The sequence below is a fragment of the Taibaiella lutea genome, from assembly GCF_008629695.1.
Lineage (GTDB): Bacteria > Bacteroidota > Bacteroidia > Chitinophagales > Chitinophagaceae > Taibaiella > Taibaiella lutea.
Genome location: NZ_VWSH01000003.1, coordinates 489,862 through 510,939 on the forward strand (window position 1 = coordinate 489,862; position 21,078 = coordinate 510,939).

The following is a 21,078-nucleotide window of genomic DNA, read 5'->3' on the forward strand; positions in this document are numbered from 1 at the left end:
ACACTTATTTTTTAGGAACCCTAAATTAGTTCTGTTTTCTTACATACTTCGTCAAAATCACAATCACCTGCCCTTCAATCTTTCCTTCAATCTGTTCTGTATTATTCTCTACTAAACGGATATTCTTTACCACAGTTCCCAGTTTGGCATTTAATGTAGAACCTTTCACATCAAGCGATTTAATCAATACAACAGTATCCCCTGTGTTTAAAACAGCACCATTACAATCTTTATGTAAATCAACACTGCCATCATTTTCATGGTCGCCGGTTGCTTTTGCCCAGGCCAATGTTTCATCATCCAGATACATCATATCAAGGCTTTCCATTGCCCAGCTTTCATTACGTAACCTGTTCAAGATTCTCCAGCTTAATGCCTGCACACCCGGCACTTCGCTCCACATACTTGTAGTCAGACAATTCCAATGTTTACTATCCAATTCAGCTTTCTTTTCTATCTGCGAAAGACAAGTATCACAGAGCATCACACAATTATTTTCATTGGTGTAATCCTGCGGCGGCACTTCATACACCTTTGTATTTTCAGCCGATTGACAAAGCTCACAAACGTTTCCGCTGCGCTGCTGAATGATAGCTTCTAATTTCATCTTTACAATTCGTTTAATCTGAGGCGCGAAGGTAAACAGAATATATTGCAATCCGGAATGCAATAACAGACCAGCCTGCACATTTAAAATTATTCTGCAAGCATCGCTTGTGTTTTAAAACCGATGATTGAAATCGCCTTTGGTTCTGCTTTTGACTCATGTTGATTCTTTATTTCAGCCACCGTCATAGGTTCATCAATTTGTTGGTCGTAGCCAAAATGCTTACTCAATGCTCTGGACTTCTCAACAGACAGTTTACCAAATTCATACTTGGCAATCAACCTGCCTTTACGCATCAAAGCAGAATCAACCATTGTCAGGGAATTGTTGAACGTACAAATCAATTGCACATTCAAAAAATCAGAGAGCAAACCATCAGAAATATTCAGAAGATTAGACACCGCATTGTTCGAATTCATCCTTCTGTCCATCAGTATGTTTTCCGCATCTTCAATAACAATAACCGAATTCGGATTGTCAATCAAAAGCTGGATAAAGCTTGGGTCAGTAAGGCTTGCGGCAATTCCAGGAGATAAAAACATTACTTGCTTCTTTAGTTTACCAACAAGATGACGCAGATAAGTTGTCTTTCCTGTTCCCGGCAAACCATGTAGAAGAACAATGCCTTTATCATTCTTTTTATTCAGTCGCTTTTGAATAACTGCATCTACTTCCTTAAAATCATTTTCATAAAAAAGATTCAAATCCAATTTCGTTCTCTTTATGTCCATAGACTTTAATTCAAGTCCGTCATAGCCTTTCACAATCAGGTTAATTTCCTGAGGTATAGATTTCCTTCGCTCCTTGAATTGTTTTAAGAAAGTTGTTGTCTCTTCAATAAAGCCGGGCTCATGCTCACGATGAAATATCTCGCAATAGTCCTTATTAAATTCAATAATGCATTCATTATCCATAATCAATAAGGTTCTGTCGAAACTATATTTCCTGCGCTTATGTTCAAACCAACGGTAAGTATGTGTCTTAAGAATATTGTTTGTGTATTTCTCCACAAACTTCTTATAAGCTTTCTCCCCATCAATCTGGTCAAAATAAATAATACTGGGGATCGTTTTAAATAAGGTCAGATAAAAAGACTTGTTCTCTACTAACCTGTAATCAAATACCGGAATATTCTGAAAAGAAATGTTTTGATATATATTGTTCATTACTAAAAATTTAAAATTGAAAATAATGCATGCCACCCCCAATAAGGATTACAGCATTCACAAGAAATAAAAAAGCCCTGCTTTGTAAAGCAGGGCTGTATAATACAGTCGAAGATTGCTAAATGAAATCCAACTGAAATAACGAACGTCCTGCCCTATCATAACCCAGAGGGCTATTAAGGTTCTTGTGTGCGATATGTAGTTTTAAGAAAAACACCGTTATTCAGTTTTGTTTAGGTTGCAAAGATATAAACATTGAATTTATATTTCCAAATAAAAAAAGAAACCTCAAAAATTACTTCATAAATTCATCAGAACATTTCATGTTGTAAAGTAAAATGACAAAGCAAAAATACAAATACGCAATCACCATTCTTGTCATTATTGTCCTGGGATTGTTATCAAGAAGAACAACCGTATTACCTGCTGCAACAGGCGATGCGCTCTATGCAGCCATGATGTATTTCATCGTACGTTTCTTTATGGTGAGGCATAAAATAAAAAAGATAGCAATCATTAGTTTAGTCATTTGCTTTATGATTGAATGCAGTCAATTATACCAGGTAGCATGGATAAATAATATCAGAACAACGCTGCCGGGAAGATTAATACTGGGTCAGGGATTTCTTTGGAGCGACTTACTGGCTTATGTTTCAGGTGTTGTTATTGCAAGTTTAACAGACATAGTTCTTAAGCGCAATAAATAAAAACTATCTACAACATTTGGAATTTTGCAAAAAACATTTATACATTTGCAACCGAAATAACAATTGTGTTGACCTTATAAAACACAATACCCATGACTGAACGTTTCTACATATCATCCCTTTTCTTCGCTGCCTGAACCAGGCGGGCGTTGCAATTCCCTTCAATTTTTTGATTAAAGGAAAATGATTACGATTGTAATTCATTGTGCCCAACGTCTGCTTACAACATTCAAAATATTTTGATTGTCATGCTTTAGAATTGCATTACATAATGCATCCAGCATAGCCATGTTTAATTTTTAGCATCGTCTGAAAACCAATAGGGATATATCCTTCACGCAAGGATGAATTTGATTCACACAAAATTCTTATTGATAAATCCATTTTTATGGACAACGACTTATGGTCGTTCGATACCGGCTATTTCAAATTAAAAACAGCCAGGCAAAAGAAACGACTGCAAAAAGAAGATTCAGAAAAACAATTAAGAGCCTTGCACAAACTTGAAAATAAGTTGTGGCGCGAAAAGCAAAACCTGCCGTTTGTCCCCTTGGAAATTCCTTATCAAAAAGGATGGGTAAGGACTTTCAGATTGAGGGACGATGTTGCAAGAAGCAACCAGGCTGAATTCTATCAAACTTTATTGAAAAAGATAAATACTAAAGATTTCTGTAACGATAAATCATTTTTAAGAAAGAAAAGAGGAAAACGTAAGAAAGGCTACGAACCAAAAGAACAATGGCTGAGAACCTTTACAGAAGAAGAATGGAGCAATCCTAAGCTTAAAATTACCGAACAGGAAAAACAACATTTCTTCCTGAAGGAATATCCAATGTCTCATAGTAAGTGTATCAAAAAGCGATACACTTTCATCGAACCCTGGAGATATGTTTTTCAGATAAAGCCACACATGATTACACATGCAAAATTAGTAGATGAAGTTCTGGAGCAACAGATGCAGCAATTAGAAAATCGTATTGAAAGGCATCATCTATACCCCAAAATCAGAAAACTGATGCATGGAAATGTTTACAGTTATCATGATGGTGAAAAGCATCAGTATTATAACCCAATCAAAAACAAACAGCTTCCTGATATAATATGGGAAGCAATGAAAGGCATTTTATAAAATGGCAAACTTAAAAACTAAAGAACTAAGTAAAATAGGTTACACTAATGATGTAACCCGAAGCCTTGTGATAAATATTGTTTCCAAAAATTTCAAACATGCATCAAAGGAAACTATCATCACATTATTAATTGACATTAAAAACAAACCTGAAGATTATGTAAATGATGAAATCATTGGAAAGATAGCATCCACCTTTATTACATCCGAACAAACCTGTAATTATAAAACATTTGATTTATTGCAGGAAACAGGAAGATTAAAGATTTATGGCGGCAAGGAGATAGAGCACAGCGCCAAGAAACAAATGGAAATAGCTATGTCTTTACCTGTAACAATTCAGGGAGCTTTAATGCCGGATGCGCATACCGGCTACGGTTTACCCATTGGCGGCGTATTGGCTACAAAGGATGCTGTAGTTCCTTATGCGGTTGGTGTCGATATAGGTTGCAGAATGTCTTTATCTATTCTGGATGTGGGTGAAAACTTTTTGAAAAGCCATAGTTATCAAATGAGACAGGCTTTAAAAGATTACACGCATTTCGGAATGGAAGGCAGGCTTGAATTTAAACAAGAGCATGAAGTGCTGGACAGTCCTGCATTTCAGGAAACTGACTTTCTGAAACGATTACATGCAAAAGCAGCAAGACAATTAGGGACATCCGGAAGCGGCAATCATTTTGTGGAGTTTGGATTGATAACATTGCAAGAACATAATGCAACCAATTTACCCGCAGGAAAATATATGGCTTTGCTATCACATTCCGGCAGCCGTGGGCTTGGAGCAAATATTGCACAACATTATACAAAGATTGCAATGGAAACCTGTAAGCTTCCAAAGGAAGCACAACAACTTGCATGGTTGGATATGCATTCAGAGGCCGGACAGGAATATTGGCTAAGCATGAATCTTGCCGGCGATTACGCAAAAGCCTGCCATGACAGGATTCATATTAATGTGCTGAAAGCCATTGGTGTCAAGGCTTTGACAACTATTGAGAACCATCACAACTTCGCATGGAAAGATACACTTGAAGATGGAACAGAAGTTATCATCCACCGGAAAGGAGCAACACCTGCACATAAAAATGAAATGGGTATCATTCCGGGAAGCATGACAACAGCCGCTTATCTTGTTTCAGGAAAAGGAATCCCAAATGCATTGTATTCTGCATCACATGGTGCCGGAAGGGCCATGAGCCGAAAGCGTGCAAAAGAAAACATGACGGCCTCAGCTATGAAAAAGTTACTGGCATCGGCAGGTGTAACGCTTATTGGTGGAAGTGTTGAAGAGAATCCATTAGCCTATAAAGATATTGAAACAGTCATTGCAGCACAAAAGGAGTTGGTAAATATTGAAGGCGTATTTCATCCCAAAATTGTAAGGATGAACAGGGAATAACAGATGTTAAATTTCAAAAAGCAAAATTCAAATTTCAAGAAATGAAAAGCAAGAATTTGAATTAAAAAAGCAAATCAATGGACAAAATTATTATACAAATAAGTTCCGGCAGAGGGCCTGTTGAATGTTGCAGGGTTGTGGCCAAAGTACAGGAACTTATATTAAAGCAAGGCAGGAAAGAGGATTTAAAAATCGAAATTCTGGAAAATAAAAAGGCAGACTTAAAAGGGACCTTGTTATCTGCGACATTATTGGTTGAAGGAAAAAATCTTGCACCTTTTATCAAAGAATGGCAGGGTTCGGTACAATGGATTGCACAAAGCCCGTATAGAAAAATGCATAAACGAAAGAATTGGTTTGTGGGTGTTTCTGTATTCCATGTACAGCAGTTATTAGAATGGAAAGATGCGGATGTACACTTTGAAACATGCAGGGCTTCAGGTCCCGGAGGACAAAATGTAAACAAGGTGGAAAGTGCCGTGAGAGGCATTCACAGTCCAACAGGTATTCAGGTTTTGGCAATGGATAGCCGTTCCCAATTGCAGAATAAGAAGCTTTGCCTTGAAAGATTGAAAGCTAAAGTTATGGCCGCGCAAACAGAAGCACTGATAGAACGGCAGCAGGAACAATGGCAGGGACACAATGAATTGGAAAGAGGCAACCCAGTAAAAACAATCACAGAAAGCCTTCATTAAAAAAGGGCTTGCATTATAATGCAAGCCCTTTTTAACAAAAATCCTTTTACAATGACCTTAAAAATGCTATTACAGCATCTCTATCGGTCTTTGAAAGTTTCACAAAAGCATCTTTAGACTTCCGGGCTTCACCTGCATGCCACATAACTGCTTCCAGCAAGCTTCTCGCCCGGCCGTCATGCAGGTAAAAAGGCACTCCGTTTGTCTTTTCAAAAAGGCCTATTCCCCATAATGCAGGTGTGCGCCACTCGTTACCATCGGCAAGAAAATCGGGGCGGCCGTCAGCAAGGTCGGCTCCCAAGTCGTGCAATAGCAAATCAGTATACGGATGAATACGCTGATTACTTAAAGCAGGCAAGCGTATATCAACACCTGTATAAACAGTCGGCGTATGACAACCGGAACAATTCAATTGGTTAAACAGTTTTTCTCCCTGAACCACGCTGGCATTTGTAACGTCACGACGTGCGGGCACAGCAAGTGTTTGCACATAAAAAACAGTAGCATTCAATAAGCTGTCTGCCAATTCGGGATCGTCATTCAACCCGTCGCTTTGAGCTTGGCCATAACTTGACTCTTTAGGAAATACATAACTTGTAATACCCATATCCTGATGAAAAGCACCCGCAACCTGTACTAATAAACTCGGGTTATTTGCCTTCAATCCAAATTTACCAAGAACACGTTGATGCGTATAAGGGTCATAAACATAATTAGCCCTTCCGCTAATGCCATCCTGATTTGCATCATTTTCATCTGCATTTTTCAGGATAGTAGCATCAGATATTAACGCAAGTAAGCCCATACCAAATACAGGCGGAGCAAGCCTTACAGAAACATAATAGTTTGCCGGCAAAGCGGTATAAGGTGTATTTAAAGTATAGGTCGGTTTACGAAGTGAGACGGTTTCTCCATCCGGGAAAGTAAACGGCAGCTCTGTATAAGAAATCTGAACTTTCGCTTCAGGAGATTTGCCTGTAGTAGCTTTATCCTGCAATTGCACACCATAGCCGGGAATAGAAAGCGGTCCTCCATTTTCGTCAGTACCTGAAATACTGATTCTTGTAAGCAACGAAGATGTGATAGAACCGATAGTCGCCGTACCTTTTCCGTCATTATGATGACAACTTACACAAGATACATTATTGTAGACAGGGCCTAAACCACCAAATTTTGGTGCGGGTGCAGAAACAAAGGTCTGCCCAAATAAGGCATCGCCCAAATCGTGCGTAAAGACATCATAGCCTGTCAGACCGGGAATGGCTGAACCGAATGCCTGTGAGTTGGCAAGAAAAACGGTTGCTGCCCCGCCTGACAACCTTGAGTCGTATTGCTCTTCAGGAAAGGGCTCCGCCTTTCTGCACAAAGTGCCTGTTACGACGATAACCAATAAAATACAAACTACACTTATCTTTTTCATCTTGTTAATCAAAAATCCTGAAAGATGCTGCTGATGCACCTTTCAGGATAGTATTAAGGAAATACTTTAGACTTTATTCAATTAGTCTTTTACATACTGTTGGATATACGGCACCAGACTACCTTCCAAAGTTCCTTTCAAAGTAGTCAATGCTGTGATCGTATTCTGCACCTGGCTACGTTGATTATATACAGCTTTTTCAAAGGTAGTAGTGATACCGTCAAAAGAATTGATGGCAGCATCAAACTGGGATTTGATTGTTTGATCAAGTGTTGCATTATTAGCTTTAACCAAATCACTCAAACTCTTCCCTGTTGCAGATCCATAGCTGCATAAGTAAGCATTTCTCGCACCTATAATGTTATTTCTGAAATCAATTAAAGAATTATGCGAATACGGAGATTCTGTAATAGTAGAATCAGCTTCGTTTACTGTTGCACCAAATGGTTCAACCATTTTGCCGTCACCTACTTCGCCAACAATATCAATCAGGCCATTTGCAATAGCTTCAATAGCATCTTTCTTGCTGGTATAACGGCTTCCCGTAACACCTGGTTGTGACAATTCTGAAGCAAAGAAAGTAACTCCTTTTGTTTTTAAAGCCGAAACGTTGTTATGGATATCTGTTGCCAAAGCAATCATATAATCCTTTTCTCTTTGAGTAATGGTTGAAGCCTGACGGTTACCATCTGTTCCCCAAAGCAAATATTCCAACGGGTGAAATCCTCTCAAAGTCATTTCAGCTTCTTTATCAGGGTCGTTGTAGCCTGTTAAAAAGTCTGCAGTAAGCGGGTCAGAGCCTGCTAATAAATTTTCCATAGCATTATGGTCTGTAGGCCATGTATCCATGTAAGGATCGTAATTATCATCTTCAACAGGCCCGATAAGAAACCCTTCACTTTGCTCCCAAACCACACGAACGTCTTTCCATGCAGTACGCGCAGCATCAAGGTTGGCTTGTGTTGGCGTAGCAGCCAATGTTGTAACTGCCGTTTGTAAACTTGCAGCCTTCGTCTCAAAATCACTGTACAAAGGATTACCGACAGTAGGTCCGAAATCAGAAAGTACTTTCACTTTCAATTCATCGAAAGTCATGTCAGGTTCTACCTTTTTATCATCTTTACAACTTGTGAATGTTGCTGTAAGTAATGCCAATCCCACAAGTGGCAATAAACTGTATTTTTTCATACTTGCTGTTTTATATAAATGGATTCAATAAAATTTAAAGTGTAACGATTACATTATCGTTGATAACTGCTGTTTTCAAATGCACCATAGGCTCTGATGCCGGACCTTTCTCCACTTTCCCGTCTCCCGAAAATTTACTTCCGTGAAGTGTGCAATAATAACCGCCTCCTGCTTTTGTTAAAGGATGACGTGCATGCGTACACATCAAAACCATTGCCGAAAATTCACCTGTCTCTTTCTTTTGCAATGCAATATCATAATTGTAATTAGCAACCCTTAATAACTTAAAAGGGTTCGTATCAAACTGGGCCAATGGTATCGTAACTTTCCCTTCGTTCGATTCGGTTTTAAAGACACTTAGTCCTGTGCTGGCACAAGATTCCAATAAAGAAGAACCGAAAATCATACTAATGCTAAACGCAGCACAAGCTCCACAAGATTGCTTTAAAAAGGTACGTCGTTGCATTATTGATATTATTTAGAAAGAATAACCAAAGCCTATGTTCAAAAATTGATTTTGTTCAGGATATATTCTCGAAACCGGCGGTGGATTTATCTGTAATGCTTTGTTGAGCGGTCCTGTGCTTGTTAATCTTACATCTGCCTTAATCGTAATATTCGGGATTGGCATAAAGTTGAGTCCTGCTATCAAATGCGATTGCTTCAACGTGCCGTCATAAATGCCATTCTCCGGGATTTTTGAATTCAAATCCAGTTTTTCATATCTCACAAAACCTATCAGTTGTTTATTATCAAAAGCTTCTGATTTTATAGTTTCAAAGAAATTATAGCCTAACTCTGCATAAGCGCCATACATTGCAGAAGGTGTATTATTGGCATAGGCTCTGTTAATATCTCCTGCATCAGGGTAAGAAATATAAGTTCCTAAAAGCTTTGCTGTAAATCCGGCTTTTGAATATTGCACATCTGCTTCACCTAAATATAATGGTGCTGCAAACATACCGGATTGAAGTCCGATGCTGTCTGCGGTATAATGACTTGCTCCGATGGTCCCGCCTGCATAGCCCGAAACCTGAATTTGAAAATCGCCTACAAAAGCCTTTACCGCTGCGGTGAACGCAAGATTATTGGCATTTGCAAAACTACCTTCGCCTTTTCCTCCGCCAATACCTGTACCATGTGAAAAAGAAGATGCATCCAACCCATTCAGTGCCGCAATACTATAGGCAATCGGCAGAGTGCTCATCTGGCCATAGAAACCAATACCCATTTCGCTCCATGTGGAAGGTATTACCAACTGTTCTACCAATGGCCTTTCAACGCCATTATAGTTTGTAGGCAGGTGATTTTCGTTAAGAATACCGATACGGGGAATAAAAAGGCCTGCAACAAAATACTGACGTGGATTTAAGCTGAACTTTAAGTAAGCCTGTTCCATTCCAATCTCGCCTTTCGGTTTCCCATTTTCCACGCGCGCGTCGGTAACTTCCAGTTCCGAGAAAAAAGCGATGTTATTATTGAACTGATGTCCTACGAATAAAACAACCCTGTCGAGATTTATTTTAGAACTTTGATATTGAAAATCTCTTTGATAAGAACCCTGGCCGTAACCCGAAATAACAGTTTGGGAATGCCCTGCATTGTTACCTGTTAACAAATCCTCACCGGTATTGGCAATCAATTGTTGTGCCGGAGTCATGCCAGGTTGAATCCTGGATTTTAAATTAACCGTATCCTGTGCTTCGGAAGTTACTCCCAACAACATAATACCTAATCCCAATAATACTTGTCTGAACATGACCTTTTGCAGGTTTAAATAATTTGGCGGCAAAGGACGGCAACATAATAGATATACTTGTTGCAAACAACATAAAATGACACTTTTATGACAATGAAACAGCATTCATTCTTCTTTCCCGATATTTCAAAACAGTGCTTTTGCCGAAATTTCTACCCCATTTTACCGAAATTTGATTTCGCACAGCCAGCCAAAAGCTACATTTGCATACTCAACCAATAAAAAAACAATCGTTATGACAAAAAGAATTTTATTTTCATTAGCCTTGATAATGGGAATTTCGGGAACCCTGTTGGCGCAAGATTTTAAGCAGACATTAGGTACAACAGTCGGTGCATTTTTCGGCACCAAAGACCGCACCGAAATGATAAATCAAAGCAATAGATTAGGACTTATTGCCAAAAAGTTTAAGGATGAATGGACTGCTTCGTATTATGCTGCATTATCAAAAATTATGTTGAATTACGATGAAAAAGAGGCAGCTAAAAAGGATGCGTATTTAGATGAAGCAGAAAACTTCTTAAACGACGCTGCCGATCTTTCAAATAAAGAAGATAAAATACAACAATCAGAAATTTATGCGTTGAAAGCAATGCTTGCCAATGCACGCCTGGGCGTAGAGCCAATGAAGCGTTGGCAGAAATATGGTAAAATCTTTGAAGAAAATTTAGAGCTTGCAAAAAGCAATAACGCTGATAATCCGCGTATTTATTTCCTGAAAGGTACAAGTGTATTGTTTACGCCTAAAATGTTTGGTGGTGGCGGAAAAAAAGCAATGGAATATTTCCAGAAAGCCCAACCGCTGTTCGAGAAAGAATCTCATGATGATATTACAAAACCTTTTTGGGGTAAAGAAAGCAATGAAATGTTTATGAAACAGGCTGAAGCAGATAAATAATTTTGCTTTTATGTATATTTTTAAAAACTACGACACTTGAAGCGTCGTAGTTTTTTTATGGTAAAAAGATCAAACTTCAATATTCATTGAAATAGTATTTGAGTAAAAAAATCTTATTTTAGCTGCCTTTATCTTTACTTGCGTTATAATATAAGTATTTATTTCATGAAAAAAATTACATTATTAGCTCTTTTCCTTTTGTCAGTAAGCCTTTCCTTTGCTCAAAAATACAGAGCGACCATTACGACAGCTTATGGCAAAATTGAATTATTTCTGTATGATAATACTCCCAAACACAGAGACAATTTTGTAAAACTGGCAAAAGAGCACTTCTTTGATAGTACTTTGTTTCATCGTGTAATTCCTGAATTTATGATTCAGGGTGGTGATCCGGAGTCAAAGCATGCACCTGCAGGAACACCTTTGGGAAATGGTGATGTAGGTTATAGGGTTCCGGCAGAAATCAATAATATTGACTTTCATAAGCGTGGCGTTCTGGCTGCGGCACGTGACAATAATCCCGACAAATCATCTTCCGGCTGCCAGTTTTATATTACGGTAGGAAAGAAATATACAGATGCAGAGTTGGATAATATTTCAAAAAGAACGGGTCGCATATTTACTAAAGAACAAAGAGAAGTTTATAAAACCACCGGCGGCACACCTCATCTGGATGGCAATTATACTGTTTACGGAGAAGTTACGAAAGGTATGGATATTGTTGATAAAATTGTGACACAACCTCGTGCTGCAGGCGATCGCCCTAATACAGATCAGCGGATTTTGAAGATCAGGGTAAAGAAGAAATTCCTGTTTTTTTGGATATAAACTAATAAGGAGAAAAGAGTTACAATGTCTTGCTATTATTAATTACTATAATTTACAATTCAAATACATGAATATGTAGCTGTTCATATAGCGAAAAATTTTCTTTAGGCTTTTAATTTTGTTAACTTCATCCTCTTTTAAATTCAGGTAGAAGTAAAAGTAAAATTTTGTGTCAAATTCTCAATGTCTGTAAACGCTATTAAAAATTTGCTTGATCAAAAAGTAAAGGAATATAATCAGACATTTTTTATAGAAAAAGATCCGGTAAGTATTCCGCATCGGTTTCAGCAATTACAGGACATTGAAATAGCAGGTTTTTTTGCGGCGCTTTTTGCATGGGGCAACCGAACATCGATTATTAACAGTTGTACGCGTTTGCTGAATGCAATGGATAATGCCCCTTTCGACTTTGTAACGAATTATAAAGAATCAGATCTGAAACCGTTACTGGGCTTTGTACATCGCACATTTAACGCTACAGATTTATTTTGGTTATTACAATTTTTAAAAAGACATTATGCAGAACATGTAAGCCTTGAAATAGCTTTTGCACAGTTTTTGCACCCATTGTCCACAGATGTTTCACAGGCGCTCATTGGATTTCATAATTATGTTTTTGCAATACCTGAAGCACCGGAAAGAACAAAAAAACACATTGCAACACCTGCAAAAAATTCAGCCTGCAAAAGGCTGAATATGTTTTTAAGATGGATGGTAAGGGATGATAATGCTTTAATGACGCAACCGGTTGATTTTGGGTTATGGAAACAAATAAAGCCTTCCATGCTGATATGCCCATTGGATGTTCATGTAGGGAATGTAGCGAGAAGGTTAAGCTTATTGGAAAGGCAGCAAAATGATTGGAAAGCAGCGCAGGAATTAACAGAATACCTAAGGAAATTCGATAAAAATGACCCGGTGAAATATGATTTTGCACTGTTCGGATTAGGCGTAATAGAACGTTTTTAGCTAATAATATGATAAAAAACCAAGGTTTAGCCAACTTTAGTATACAATAAATAGTCTTTTTTGATATATACACTCCCAATGAGTGAATTTTTTATTTTCTTACAAAACAATTTAATTTTTATAAAATGAGCTTAAAATTTTTTACAAAAATTACAACGCTTGTTATAGTTGTATTTGTTTTTTTTCAACAGAAAGCAAATGCTCAGTTTACAGCATTAAACAATCAGACAGCCCAACAATTGGTTGATGCCCTTACTGGTTCAGGAGTTATAGTATTGAATCCTACAATGAATTGTCCGGGGCAATCCAATGCAACATTTAAACTGGCTCCGAACGGATCAACCAATTTGGGTATTGACAGTGGTATTGCACTTACATCCGGAGATGCATTAGGTTCTTTCGGTCCACAAATAGGTGCAGGCCCCGGTGGTGCCGGTAATGGCCCTGCAGCAGATGCAGATTTGTCCAATTTGGTATCGCAATCGTTGAATGACTTATGTAAGCTGGAATTTGATTTTGTTCCTGCAGGCGACTCCATCAAGTTTGATTATGTTTTTGCTTCTACTGAATATCAGTCTTATTCCTGTTCACAGTTCAATGATGTTTTTGGATTTTTTATTAGTGGCCCGTCCTTTCCATCTACGTACAATATGGCCATAATCCCAAACACTACTATTCCTATAACAGTTAATACTACTACGGGAGTTCCTGCCAATCCGGGACCTCTATGTACAAACGTTGCTCCGGGCTCACCTTTTTCACAGTATTATGTAAATAATACAGGTGGTACAAGTATTACCTATCAGGGATTTACTCAGGTTTTTACGGCACAGGCATTGGTATCTCCCTGCGATACTTACCATTTGAAATTAGCGATAGCCGATTGTTCTGACGGCTCACTTGACTCAGGCGTATTTTTAAAAGCAGGAAGTCTTAGCTCAACGGCATTATATGTTAATACATACGGTGGCGGCGGTCTGGAATTACCATTTACAAATACAGTGCGTGGCTGTCCTCCGGGCGTAGTTCGTGTCAGCCGTCAGGGTGGTAACGTTAATCAACCTGTTACTATTCCATTGACTTATTCCGGTACAGCTGTTCCTGGTGTGGATTATACACCGTTACCGGCTTCCATTACCATGGCTCCCGGCGACACTGTTGTTTCATTAAACGTCGACGGTATTCCTGTTTCGCCGGCTGCCGGACCCAAATCAGTTATTATCTCTATTTTCTCCCCTTATACTTGTAGTAATTCTGCTCCAATCGTTTTGGCGAGTGATACGATTATGATCTACGATTCTATTTACGTAAGCATCATTAATCCGGACACCGCTATCTGTATTGGAAAACATGTTGATGTATTTGCTATTGCAGATTCATTCCTGAATGTAATATGGACACCCGGATCGACTGTTGACAATCCTACACAAAGAAATGTAACTGTCAGCCCGACCGTACCCACTAATTATACTATTTCTGTAAACTTACCGGCTGCAGGTACTGCCTGTCCCGCTTCTACCGCACATGTTTTTGTGGATGTAAAGGTACAGCCGCAAGTGGATTTAGGGCCAGATAAGGTGACTTGCGGATCAAGTGTACAATTGTATGCAAATACTTCGCCATTGAATGACGATGAAACTTTTTCATGGACACCGGTCACAGGATTAAGTGACCCGGAAATCAGAAACCCGATATGTACACCACCGGCAACAACAGATTATGCTGTAACCGTAAATCCGGGAGCAGTTGGCTGCGATGGACACGATACAATAAGGGTGCGTCTTTTACCGGATCATATAACTGTTCTGAATAATGATACTGTTGTCTGTGCAGGAAGCAATATTTCCCTTCGTACAGATGGGGATACGGCTTTCAGTTATAACTGGGATCCCGAAATAGATATTGTTAATCCTTTGGCTTCAAATACAGTATTAAATGCGCAAACAAGTGGCTGGTACACGCTTACCGCGTCTTATCCAACCTGTCTGCCTATGCCTGATAGTTTTTACGTGGAAGTACAACCTGTGCCTCAGGTAAATATCGGTCCTGACAGAGTAATATGTACTTATGATACTATTCAGATGCAAGGTGCTGTAATGCCGGAAAATTATGCCAATTATACCTATGACTGGACGCCGGGGATAGACCTGACAGATTCTACTGCAAAAAATCCTGTTTTCAGCGGAGACGGCAATGTTCCGGAAATGTCATTGGTTGTAACAACTCCATTAGGTTGCAGAGGTGCTGATACTATGCAGATAGTTGTATTTGCAGGTGATTTCATGGTCGTAAATCCTATAGATACAGGCTCTTGCCAACCGGTGAATATTCAATTAGGTGCCACCGGAGCTAACACTTATACATGGTCGCCGGGCTATGGCTTGAGTAATACTGATATTGCTAACCCTGTTGCAACGCCCAACACAAGTACTGACTACAAATTAATAGGTTCCAAAACTTATGGCTCTCATGTCTGCTATGATACCCAAATAGTGGCCGTAACAGTGTATCCCAATGCAATTATAACTTTACCTGACAGTGTTCAGATATGGCCGGGCGAATCTTATCAAATGGATCCGCAAGGCAATGGCTTGTATTATAGCTGGTTCCCGCCATCAGGGTTAAGTGCTTCCAACATTTCAAATCCTGTAGCACAACCTGAAGTCAGAACAAGATATTTTGTAACAGCAACCACAGAAGCAGGTTGTATCGTTAAAGATTCAATAGATGTGCTTGTAAATACAGAAACCTTATTGGATGCACCAAACGCATTCTCTCCGACTTCAGGTGATTTTAAAATTGTAAAACGAGGCATTGCTACCCTGCAATATTTCAGGATTTACAATCGTTGGGGCAACAAGGTTTTTGAAACCACCAATATTGATAAGGGATGGGATGGTACATTCAACGGAGTGGCGCAGCCTCTGGGAGTATATGTATACTCTATTGATGCTACAACCAGTACTGGTAAGCCTTTCAGAAAAGACGGCAGTGTCACCTTGCTGAGATAATAAAAGATTCAATAAAAAGCGCGAAAATACTTTCGCGCTTTTTATTGAATCTGAATATAGCAAAAGCCCTTCAAGTGATATAACCGAATACCCAACTTTATTTACAAAAACATGGGTCTTATGGTTTTGGACGCGCTATAGCCAATAAAGCAATTTTGTGAAACGCGATAACTTTCACAGCAAAACAACGTTTCTTATAAAATATTATTTAAATGTTTTAGCATTAAAAGAGATAGAATTCCATTTTTAATACTAAAAAAACTAAAACTTTAAAGTTTATATTGGCATTCTGAAATACTTGCGTATATTTATCCATTGGCGGTAGCTTTTAAGAAAGCGGATGAAGGGTGGAACGGGCTTCCGGAGAGATAAAAAAATATAAAAAAGGCAATCTTTTTATTGAAAAAAAGAGGACAATAAATAAAAATAGAAACGAGATGTAACTGAATTTGGAAGGTAATAAAAAAAATATTTTGATAATTTTATGGATAATCAATTTTTTTTTGCACTTTTATCTCCCAAAAATTTCTAACAGGAAAATATCTCACGGAAATAAATTTGATAAACAGCTTAACAACCTACTTATGAAGTGTAGAATTACGTTTGCCGGCGTCGGCCTTATTGTGGCAGCAATGCTCAACTCAGGAAACGCTCAAGCTCAAGATGTCCACTTTACACAATTCGATGCTTCCCCGCTTACATTGAACCCTGCTAATACAGGAGCCTTTGGTGGTGACTTCAGAGCATCTGCTATATACCGCGATCAATGGCGTAGTGTAACAGGCGGGGACGCCGCTTTTAAAACTATCGGTGTTTCTTTGGACATGCCAATTATCCGTGATATTTCTGTGGATGATTATTTAGCCGCCGGTCTTCAATTCTATAAAGATCAGGCAGGAGACGGTAATCTTTCCAATACAACCGTAATGCTTTCTTTGGCTTATCATAAATTTTTGGGTACAGACGGCAAGAAAGTTTTGACAGTCGGATTACAAGGTGGTTACAGCCATAAAAATATCGACCTTAGTAAATTATATTTTGGTGATGAATATCTTGAAGGTGCATGGCAACCAGGTACATCTGCAGAATGGGGTTGGTTAACAACCGGTACATCTAATTATTTGATTAATGCAGGTATTAACTATTCTCAGGCAATAGGCGAAAAATCAAGCTTTGTAATTGGTGTAGGTGCCAACAATCTTAACCAACCGCTTGAAAGTTTCGATAAACGTCAGGCAGCAGCAGACGTTGGTTTAGGAATTCGTTATACCGGCCAATTAGGTGCTATTATCGGCATCAACGATAAATTTTCATTAAGACCGGCAGCTTTCGTACAATCACAATCAACTGCCATGGAATTAGTGGCAGGAAATGAATTCAACTTAAAAGTTGGCGAAGGTTACGATTTACCAACTGCAACTGCAATTTATGCAGGTATCTGGTACCGTAATCAGGATGCAATCATGGTAACTGCAGGTATCGAATATCAAGGTTTCCGTATCGGTGTTGGCTATGATTACAACACTTCTGATTTGAAAGCTGCATCTAATAACAATGGTGGTTTTGAAATCTCCATACGTTACATAAAATCGAGCCCGATTGATTTTGCTAAAAAACTATTATATCCTTGCTCAAGATTCTAACAATCGAAATTAAGGCTCTTTTAAAAACTCATATTTTACGACATTCTTGGGTGATAAAATAGAACATTGAAAAAATATATGGGAGCCTGCCGAATAATTTTTTAAAAAATTTTGGCAGGTTCTTCGTTTTTAATAAAACTATTTTTACTTTTAGAGCCCAAGTTCTAATTTAACATTAATAATCAACGTTGCATGCACATGAGACGCAAATCGTTACTTTTTCTATTCTCAGCTTTTTTATTGACAGCTGTTGTACATGACGAGGCTCTGGCTCAAAAAGATAAATATCGTAATAAAGCGAACGACCCTGTAGCCGAATTAGGCTATGAAAAGAAGTTGCGTTGGGCTGACGGCCTTTTCAAATCCGGCAGCTACTACAATGCTTACGATTATTACCTGCAATTGTTGCAAGAACAACCACGTAATCCGTATTTAAACTATCAAGCCGCAGAGTGCGCCTGGATGATGAGGGATTATATACCTGCAGCAAAATATTATGGGTTTGTATATTCACTTGCTCCGGCATTATATCCTGAAGCAGTTTACAAAGAAGCTCAGATGTTGAAAATGCAGGGTGAATACAAGCATGCTATTGAAAGATTTCAAAAATTCATAGTTGATAATCCTAAAACTTTCAAGAAATTGAAAAAACGTGCTCAGGTTGAGATTGACGGTTGTAACATGGCTATGAAGTCATTGACCGATCCAATTCCTGCCAACGTTAAAAACTTAGGTCCTAACGTCAACTCTGCATATACAGAATTATCTCCGATGCCATTAGGCGATACTGCATTATTGTTTGCTACAATGAAAGCAAATAATGTTCAGGAAGCCAGCAACGAAAACCGTTCTGACTATGTTTCAAGATTCAATATTTCACATAAATTCAAAGGTTTAGACGATCGTGATACGTTCCAATGGTCTTTACCATTTATGGATGGCAAATTTAATGACGCTAAATTCCATGTTGGTAATGGTTGTTTCAGCCCTGGTGGAGACCGTTTCTATTTCACACGTTGTCTTGAAAACGAGAAAAATGAAATGACATGCCGTATCTATTGCTCTACATTCGAAAAAGCACAATGGGGCGCTCCGGTATTGTTAGGCGAAGGTATTAACGAAGGTGATTTCTCTAATACACAACCTTTCATTGCTAAAGTGGGTAAAAAGGAAGTTTTATTCTTCTCTTCCAACCGTGTGTTACAAAGCCGTGGTAAATATGACATCTGGTATTCAGTTTATGATCCACGTCAAAAATCTTACCGTCGCCCTCAAAATGCCGGTAAACAAATCAATACAGAAGGAAACGAAGCATCACCTTATTATGACAGTAAAACCAATAAGTTGTATTTTGCTTCCGATGGCTGGGTAACTATGGGTGGTTATGATATCTTCTGTGCAGATGGTGGTCCATCCCGTTATACAAACCTGCATAACTTAGGGTTCCCGATTAACACGTCTGCCGATGAATTGTATTACATCAATGACCCTGTAGGTAAACCAGATGCTTATGTTGTAAGTAACCGTATCGGTTCAATAGCATTGAAAAACCCAACTTGTTGCGATGATATCTGGCGCATTCAGTATGAGCCTAAAATCTATGCTATGGGTAAAGTGTTGAACCAAAAAACACAACAACCTATTCAGGAAGTTGCAGTTAAAATGGTGGATGAAAACGGAAACATCAAAACATTCAACTCAACCGATGGTCAATTCCAGTTCTCTGTAGCCCGTGGTCATAATTATGTTTTAACAGGAGATAAAGCGAATTTCATCTCTACCCGTGCAACTGTAAGTACAGAAGCTATCAAGCGTCAGGATCCGGATGATACTGTTTTTGTAACAATTTACATGGACGAGTATAAAATAGATGCCGATTACATCATGCACAACGTGTTTTATGATTTTGATAAAGCCAGTTTGCGTCCTGAATCTGCTGCCGAGCTTGAGAAATTGACATCATTGATGAAAGACAATCCATCTTTACAGGTTAAGATATTGTCTTACACTGACAGCAAAGGAACAGATGCTTACAACAAAAACCTGTCTCAGCAAAGAGCTCAATCCGTAGTTGACTATCTTGTGAGAAATGGTGTTGAACGTAGTAGATTATCTGCTGAAGGTATGGGTGAAACCAATCCGATTGGAGATAATAAAACAGATGAAGGTCGTCAGCAAAACCGCCGTACTACATTCCGTATTATGTCTGATGTTCCGACATTGCGTACTGTTTATGACAGCACAAAACCCGGAACAATCGGAGAACAGGAAAAAAATCTGCAACAAGGAGAAGGAGAAGAAAATCCTGAGCCAACAGATTCAGATTCCAACTTCGGAAATCCTGGTAGCCGCGTTAACTAATCAACTATTAATAGATAAAAATAAAGCCCTGCAAGTTGCAGGGCTTTATTTTTATCTATTCCTATACAGATTCAACACCAATGTAGATATGAATAAGTAGTTGTCCTTATTTGAATTTATATTTGCCAATTTTAGCAGTTCATGAAAATCAATTCTATTCAATACCTGAGAGCAATTGCAGCAATCCTTGTTGTTTACTGTCATGCAATTGATATTCAGAAATTATTTGGCATTTCAGAACAACAGCATTTTTATTTCTTACAGAATTTTGGCGCCATCGGAGTTGACATATTCTTTATCATTTCCGGATTCATTATATCCTATGTTTCATTTAACATGGAAGGAAAAGATGGAGGTGCTTTATTTTTGAAAAAGCGGTTACTTCGTATTAATCCTTCATATTATTTGGTAAGTATACTTGTTTTATTGCTCAATTATTTTTCAAAAACAAACTATTCCTTCCCAAAAGAGCAAGCCATTAAGACATTTACCATTCTACCCATCTTTGAAACAGGGTATGTATTTACCTATCCGATTATAGTGGTGGGGTGGACTTTAGCTTTTGAGTGGCTGTTCTACCTTTTTTTTGTGGTACTGATATTTTTAAAGATCAGGAAAAGGGCTATAGCATTGGTTCTTATTATCAGTGCATTGACACTGCTCAGTTTTCTTCCCGGCAAAAACATTCAGCTCACATTTATCAGTAATCCTATTCTTTGGGAATTTTGCTTTGGCGTATTGATCGCCATGCTCTACAAGTATTGCAATATCGGAAAAGGAATTGCATGGCTGTTTTTAGCAACCGGCATCTTCTGCTATCTTCTGCTAATCTACTTTGGATATTCGGGGGTTTCTGAAGCTACTTATATTTTAGCAGGCCGATATACCTGGCTCAGAGTAGGAATATGGGGCATACCAAGTGCAATATTGGTAATTGGTTTTTTGTATCTGGAAAAGTCAAAAGCCATCTCTTTCAATAATCGTACTATGTTATTTCTGGGCGACGCTTCTTTCGCAATCTATCTGGTGCATCCTCGAAGCCTTGAATGGCTTTATGATACGATAAAAAAGTTTCCGGCATTACTCCATTTCCTGTCAATGGATGTATTCGTTATCTTGCTGGTTACGTTAAGCACTTTAATTGGAATAGTATATTATTCTGTGGTCGAAAAACGACTCAATAAATATTTTACCGGATTGCTAAAAAGCAAACAAAACAGCAAGCTGCAATAAATTAAAATAAAGTAAAAGCGAAGCTGCAACACTTTGGTTACAGCTTCGCTTTTAAGAGTTAT

General features: G+C 38.4%; 17 protein-coding genes. 11 read left to right on the plus strand and 6 right to left on the minus strand.

The annotated features are described in order from the left end of the window. Positions 1–25 precede the first annotated feature (25 nt). Complete coding sequence (locus tag F0919_RS13340; RefSeq protein ID WP_150033265.1) at positions 26–607, minus strand: PhnA domain-containing protein; 582 nt, start codon at positions 605–607, stop codon at positions 26–28. Between the two features lie 89 nt (positions 608–696). Continuing rightward, the gene (locus F0919_RS13345; RefSeq protein ID WP_150033266.1) at positions 697–1,773 is read right to left on the minus strand and encodes an AAA family ATPase; all 1,077 of its coding nucleotides are present in this window, start codon (positions 1,771–1,773) and stop codon (positions 697–699) included. Between the two features lie 338 nt (positions 1,774–2,111). Between F0919_RS13345 and F0919_RS13350 the strand changes: the two genes are divergently transcribed. The 4 genes from F0919_RS13350 (at position 2,112) to prfH (ending at position 5,706) form a co-directional block, all read left to right on the plus strand. Further along, positions 2,112–2,480, plus strand: a complete 369-nt coding sequence (locus tag F0919_RS13350; protein ID WP_150033267.1) for a ribosomal maturation YjgA family protein — start codon at positions 2,112–2,114, stop codon at positions 2,478–2,480. A 388-nt stretch (positions 2,481–2,868) separates the two neighbouring features. Further along, positions 2,869–3,609: a hypothetical protein gene (locus tag F0919_RS13355; RefSeq protein WP_150033268.1), complete on the plus strand. Its 741-nt coding sequence runs from the start codon at positions 2,869–2,871 to the stop codon at positions 3,607–3,609. A gap of 1 nt (position 3,610) precedes the next feature. Continuing rightward, positions 3,611–5,011, plus strand: a complete 1,401-nt coding sequence (locus F0919_RS13360) for an RtcB family protein (RefSeq protein WP_150033269.1) — start codon at positions 3,611–3,613, stop codon at positions 5,009–5,011. A gap of 77 nt (positions 5,012–5,088) precedes the next feature. Then, positions 5,089–5,706, plus strand: a complete 618-nt coding sequence (gene prfH, locus F0919_RS13365) for a peptide chain release factor H (protein ID WP_150033270.1) — start codon at positions 5,089–5,091, stop codon at positions 5,704–5,706. 46 nt (positions 5,707–5,752) lie between these two features. Here the strand turns inward: prfH and F0919_RS13370 are convergent, their stop codons facing one another. From F0919_RS13370 to F0919_RS13385, 4 genes are all read right to left on the minus strand, one after another. Further along, positions 5,753–7,126: a di-heme oxidoreductase family protein gene (locus F0919_RS13370; protein WP_150033271.1), complete on the minus strand. Its 1,374-nt coding sequence runs from the start codon at positions 7,124–7,126 to the stop codon at positions 5,753–5,755. 81 nt (positions 7,127–7,207) lie between these two features. Next, complete coding sequence (locus F0919_RS13375) at positions 7,208–8,314, minus strand: imelysin family protein (RefSeq protein ID WP_150033272.1); 1,107 nt, start codon at positions 8,312–8,314, stop codon at positions 7,208–7,210. A 34-nt stretch (positions 8,315–8,348) separates the two neighbouring features. Continuing rightward, the gene (locus F0919_RS13380) at positions 8,349–8,780 is read right to left on the minus strand and encodes a QcrA and Rieske domain-containing protein (RefSeq protein WP_150033273.1); all 432 of its coding nucleotides are present in this window, start codon (positions 8,778–8,780) and stop codon (positions 8,349–8,351) included. A gap of 12 nt (positions 8,781–8,792) precedes the next feature. Next, positions 8,793–10,073, minus strand: coding sequence for a hypothetical protein (locus F0919_RS13385; RefSeq protein ID WP_150033274.1), 1,281 nt, complete (start codon positions 10,071–10,073; stop codon positions 8,793–8,795). A 235-nt stretch (positions 10,074–10,308) separates the two neighbouring features. Between F0919_RS13385 and F0919_RS13390 the strand changes: the two genes are divergently transcribed. From F0919_RS13390 to F0919_RS13420, 7 genes are all read left to right on the plus strand, one after another. After that, entirely contained in the window at positions 10,309–10,971 is a 663-nt protein-coding gene (locus F0919_RS13390) for a hypothetical protein (RefSeq protein ID WP_150033275.1), read from the plus strand. Between the two features lie 165 nt (positions 10,972–11,136). Further along, entirely contained in the window at positions 11,137–11,799 is a 663-nt protein-coding gene (locus F0919_RS13395; RefSeq protein WP_150033276.1) for a peptidylprolyl isomerase, read from the plus strand. A 207-nt stretch (positions 11,800–12,006) separates the two neighbouring features. Next, positions 12,007–12,768, plus strand: a complete 762-nt coding sequence (locus tag F0919_RS13400; RefSeq protein WP_235903508.1) for a TIGR02757 family protein — start codon at positions 12,007–12,009, stop codon at positions 12,766–12,768. A 125-nt stretch (positions 12,769–12,893) separates the two neighbouring features. Next, on the plus strand, positions 12,894–15,779 hold the full coding sequence (locus tag F0919_RS13405; protein WP_150033278.1) for a choice-of-anchor L domain-containing protein: 2,886 nt from the start codon (positions 12,894–12,896) through the stop codon (positions 15,777–15,779). Positions 15,780–16,363: 584 nt separating this feature from the next. Next, on the plus strand, positions 16,364–17,422 hold the full coding sequence (locus tag F0919_RS13410; RefSeq protein ID WP_150033279.1) for a PorP/SprF family type IX secretion system membrane protein: 1,059 nt from the start codon (positions 16,364–16,366) through the stop codon (positions 17,420–17,422). Positions 17,423–17,620: 198 nt separating this feature from the next. After that, positions 17,621–19,783, plus strand: coding sequence for an OmpA family protein (locus F0919_RS13415; protein ID WP_190277390.1), 2,163 nt, complete (start codon positions 17,621–17,623; stop codon positions 19,781–19,783). Positions 19,784–19,924: 141 nt separating this feature from the next. After that, on the plus strand, positions 19,925–21,016 hold the full coding sequence (locus F0919_RS13420; RefSeq protein ID WP_150033281.1) for an acyltransferase family protein: 1,092 nt from the start codon (positions 19,925–19,927) through the stop codon (positions 21,014–21,016). Positions 21,017–21,078 lie beyond the last annotated feature (62 nt).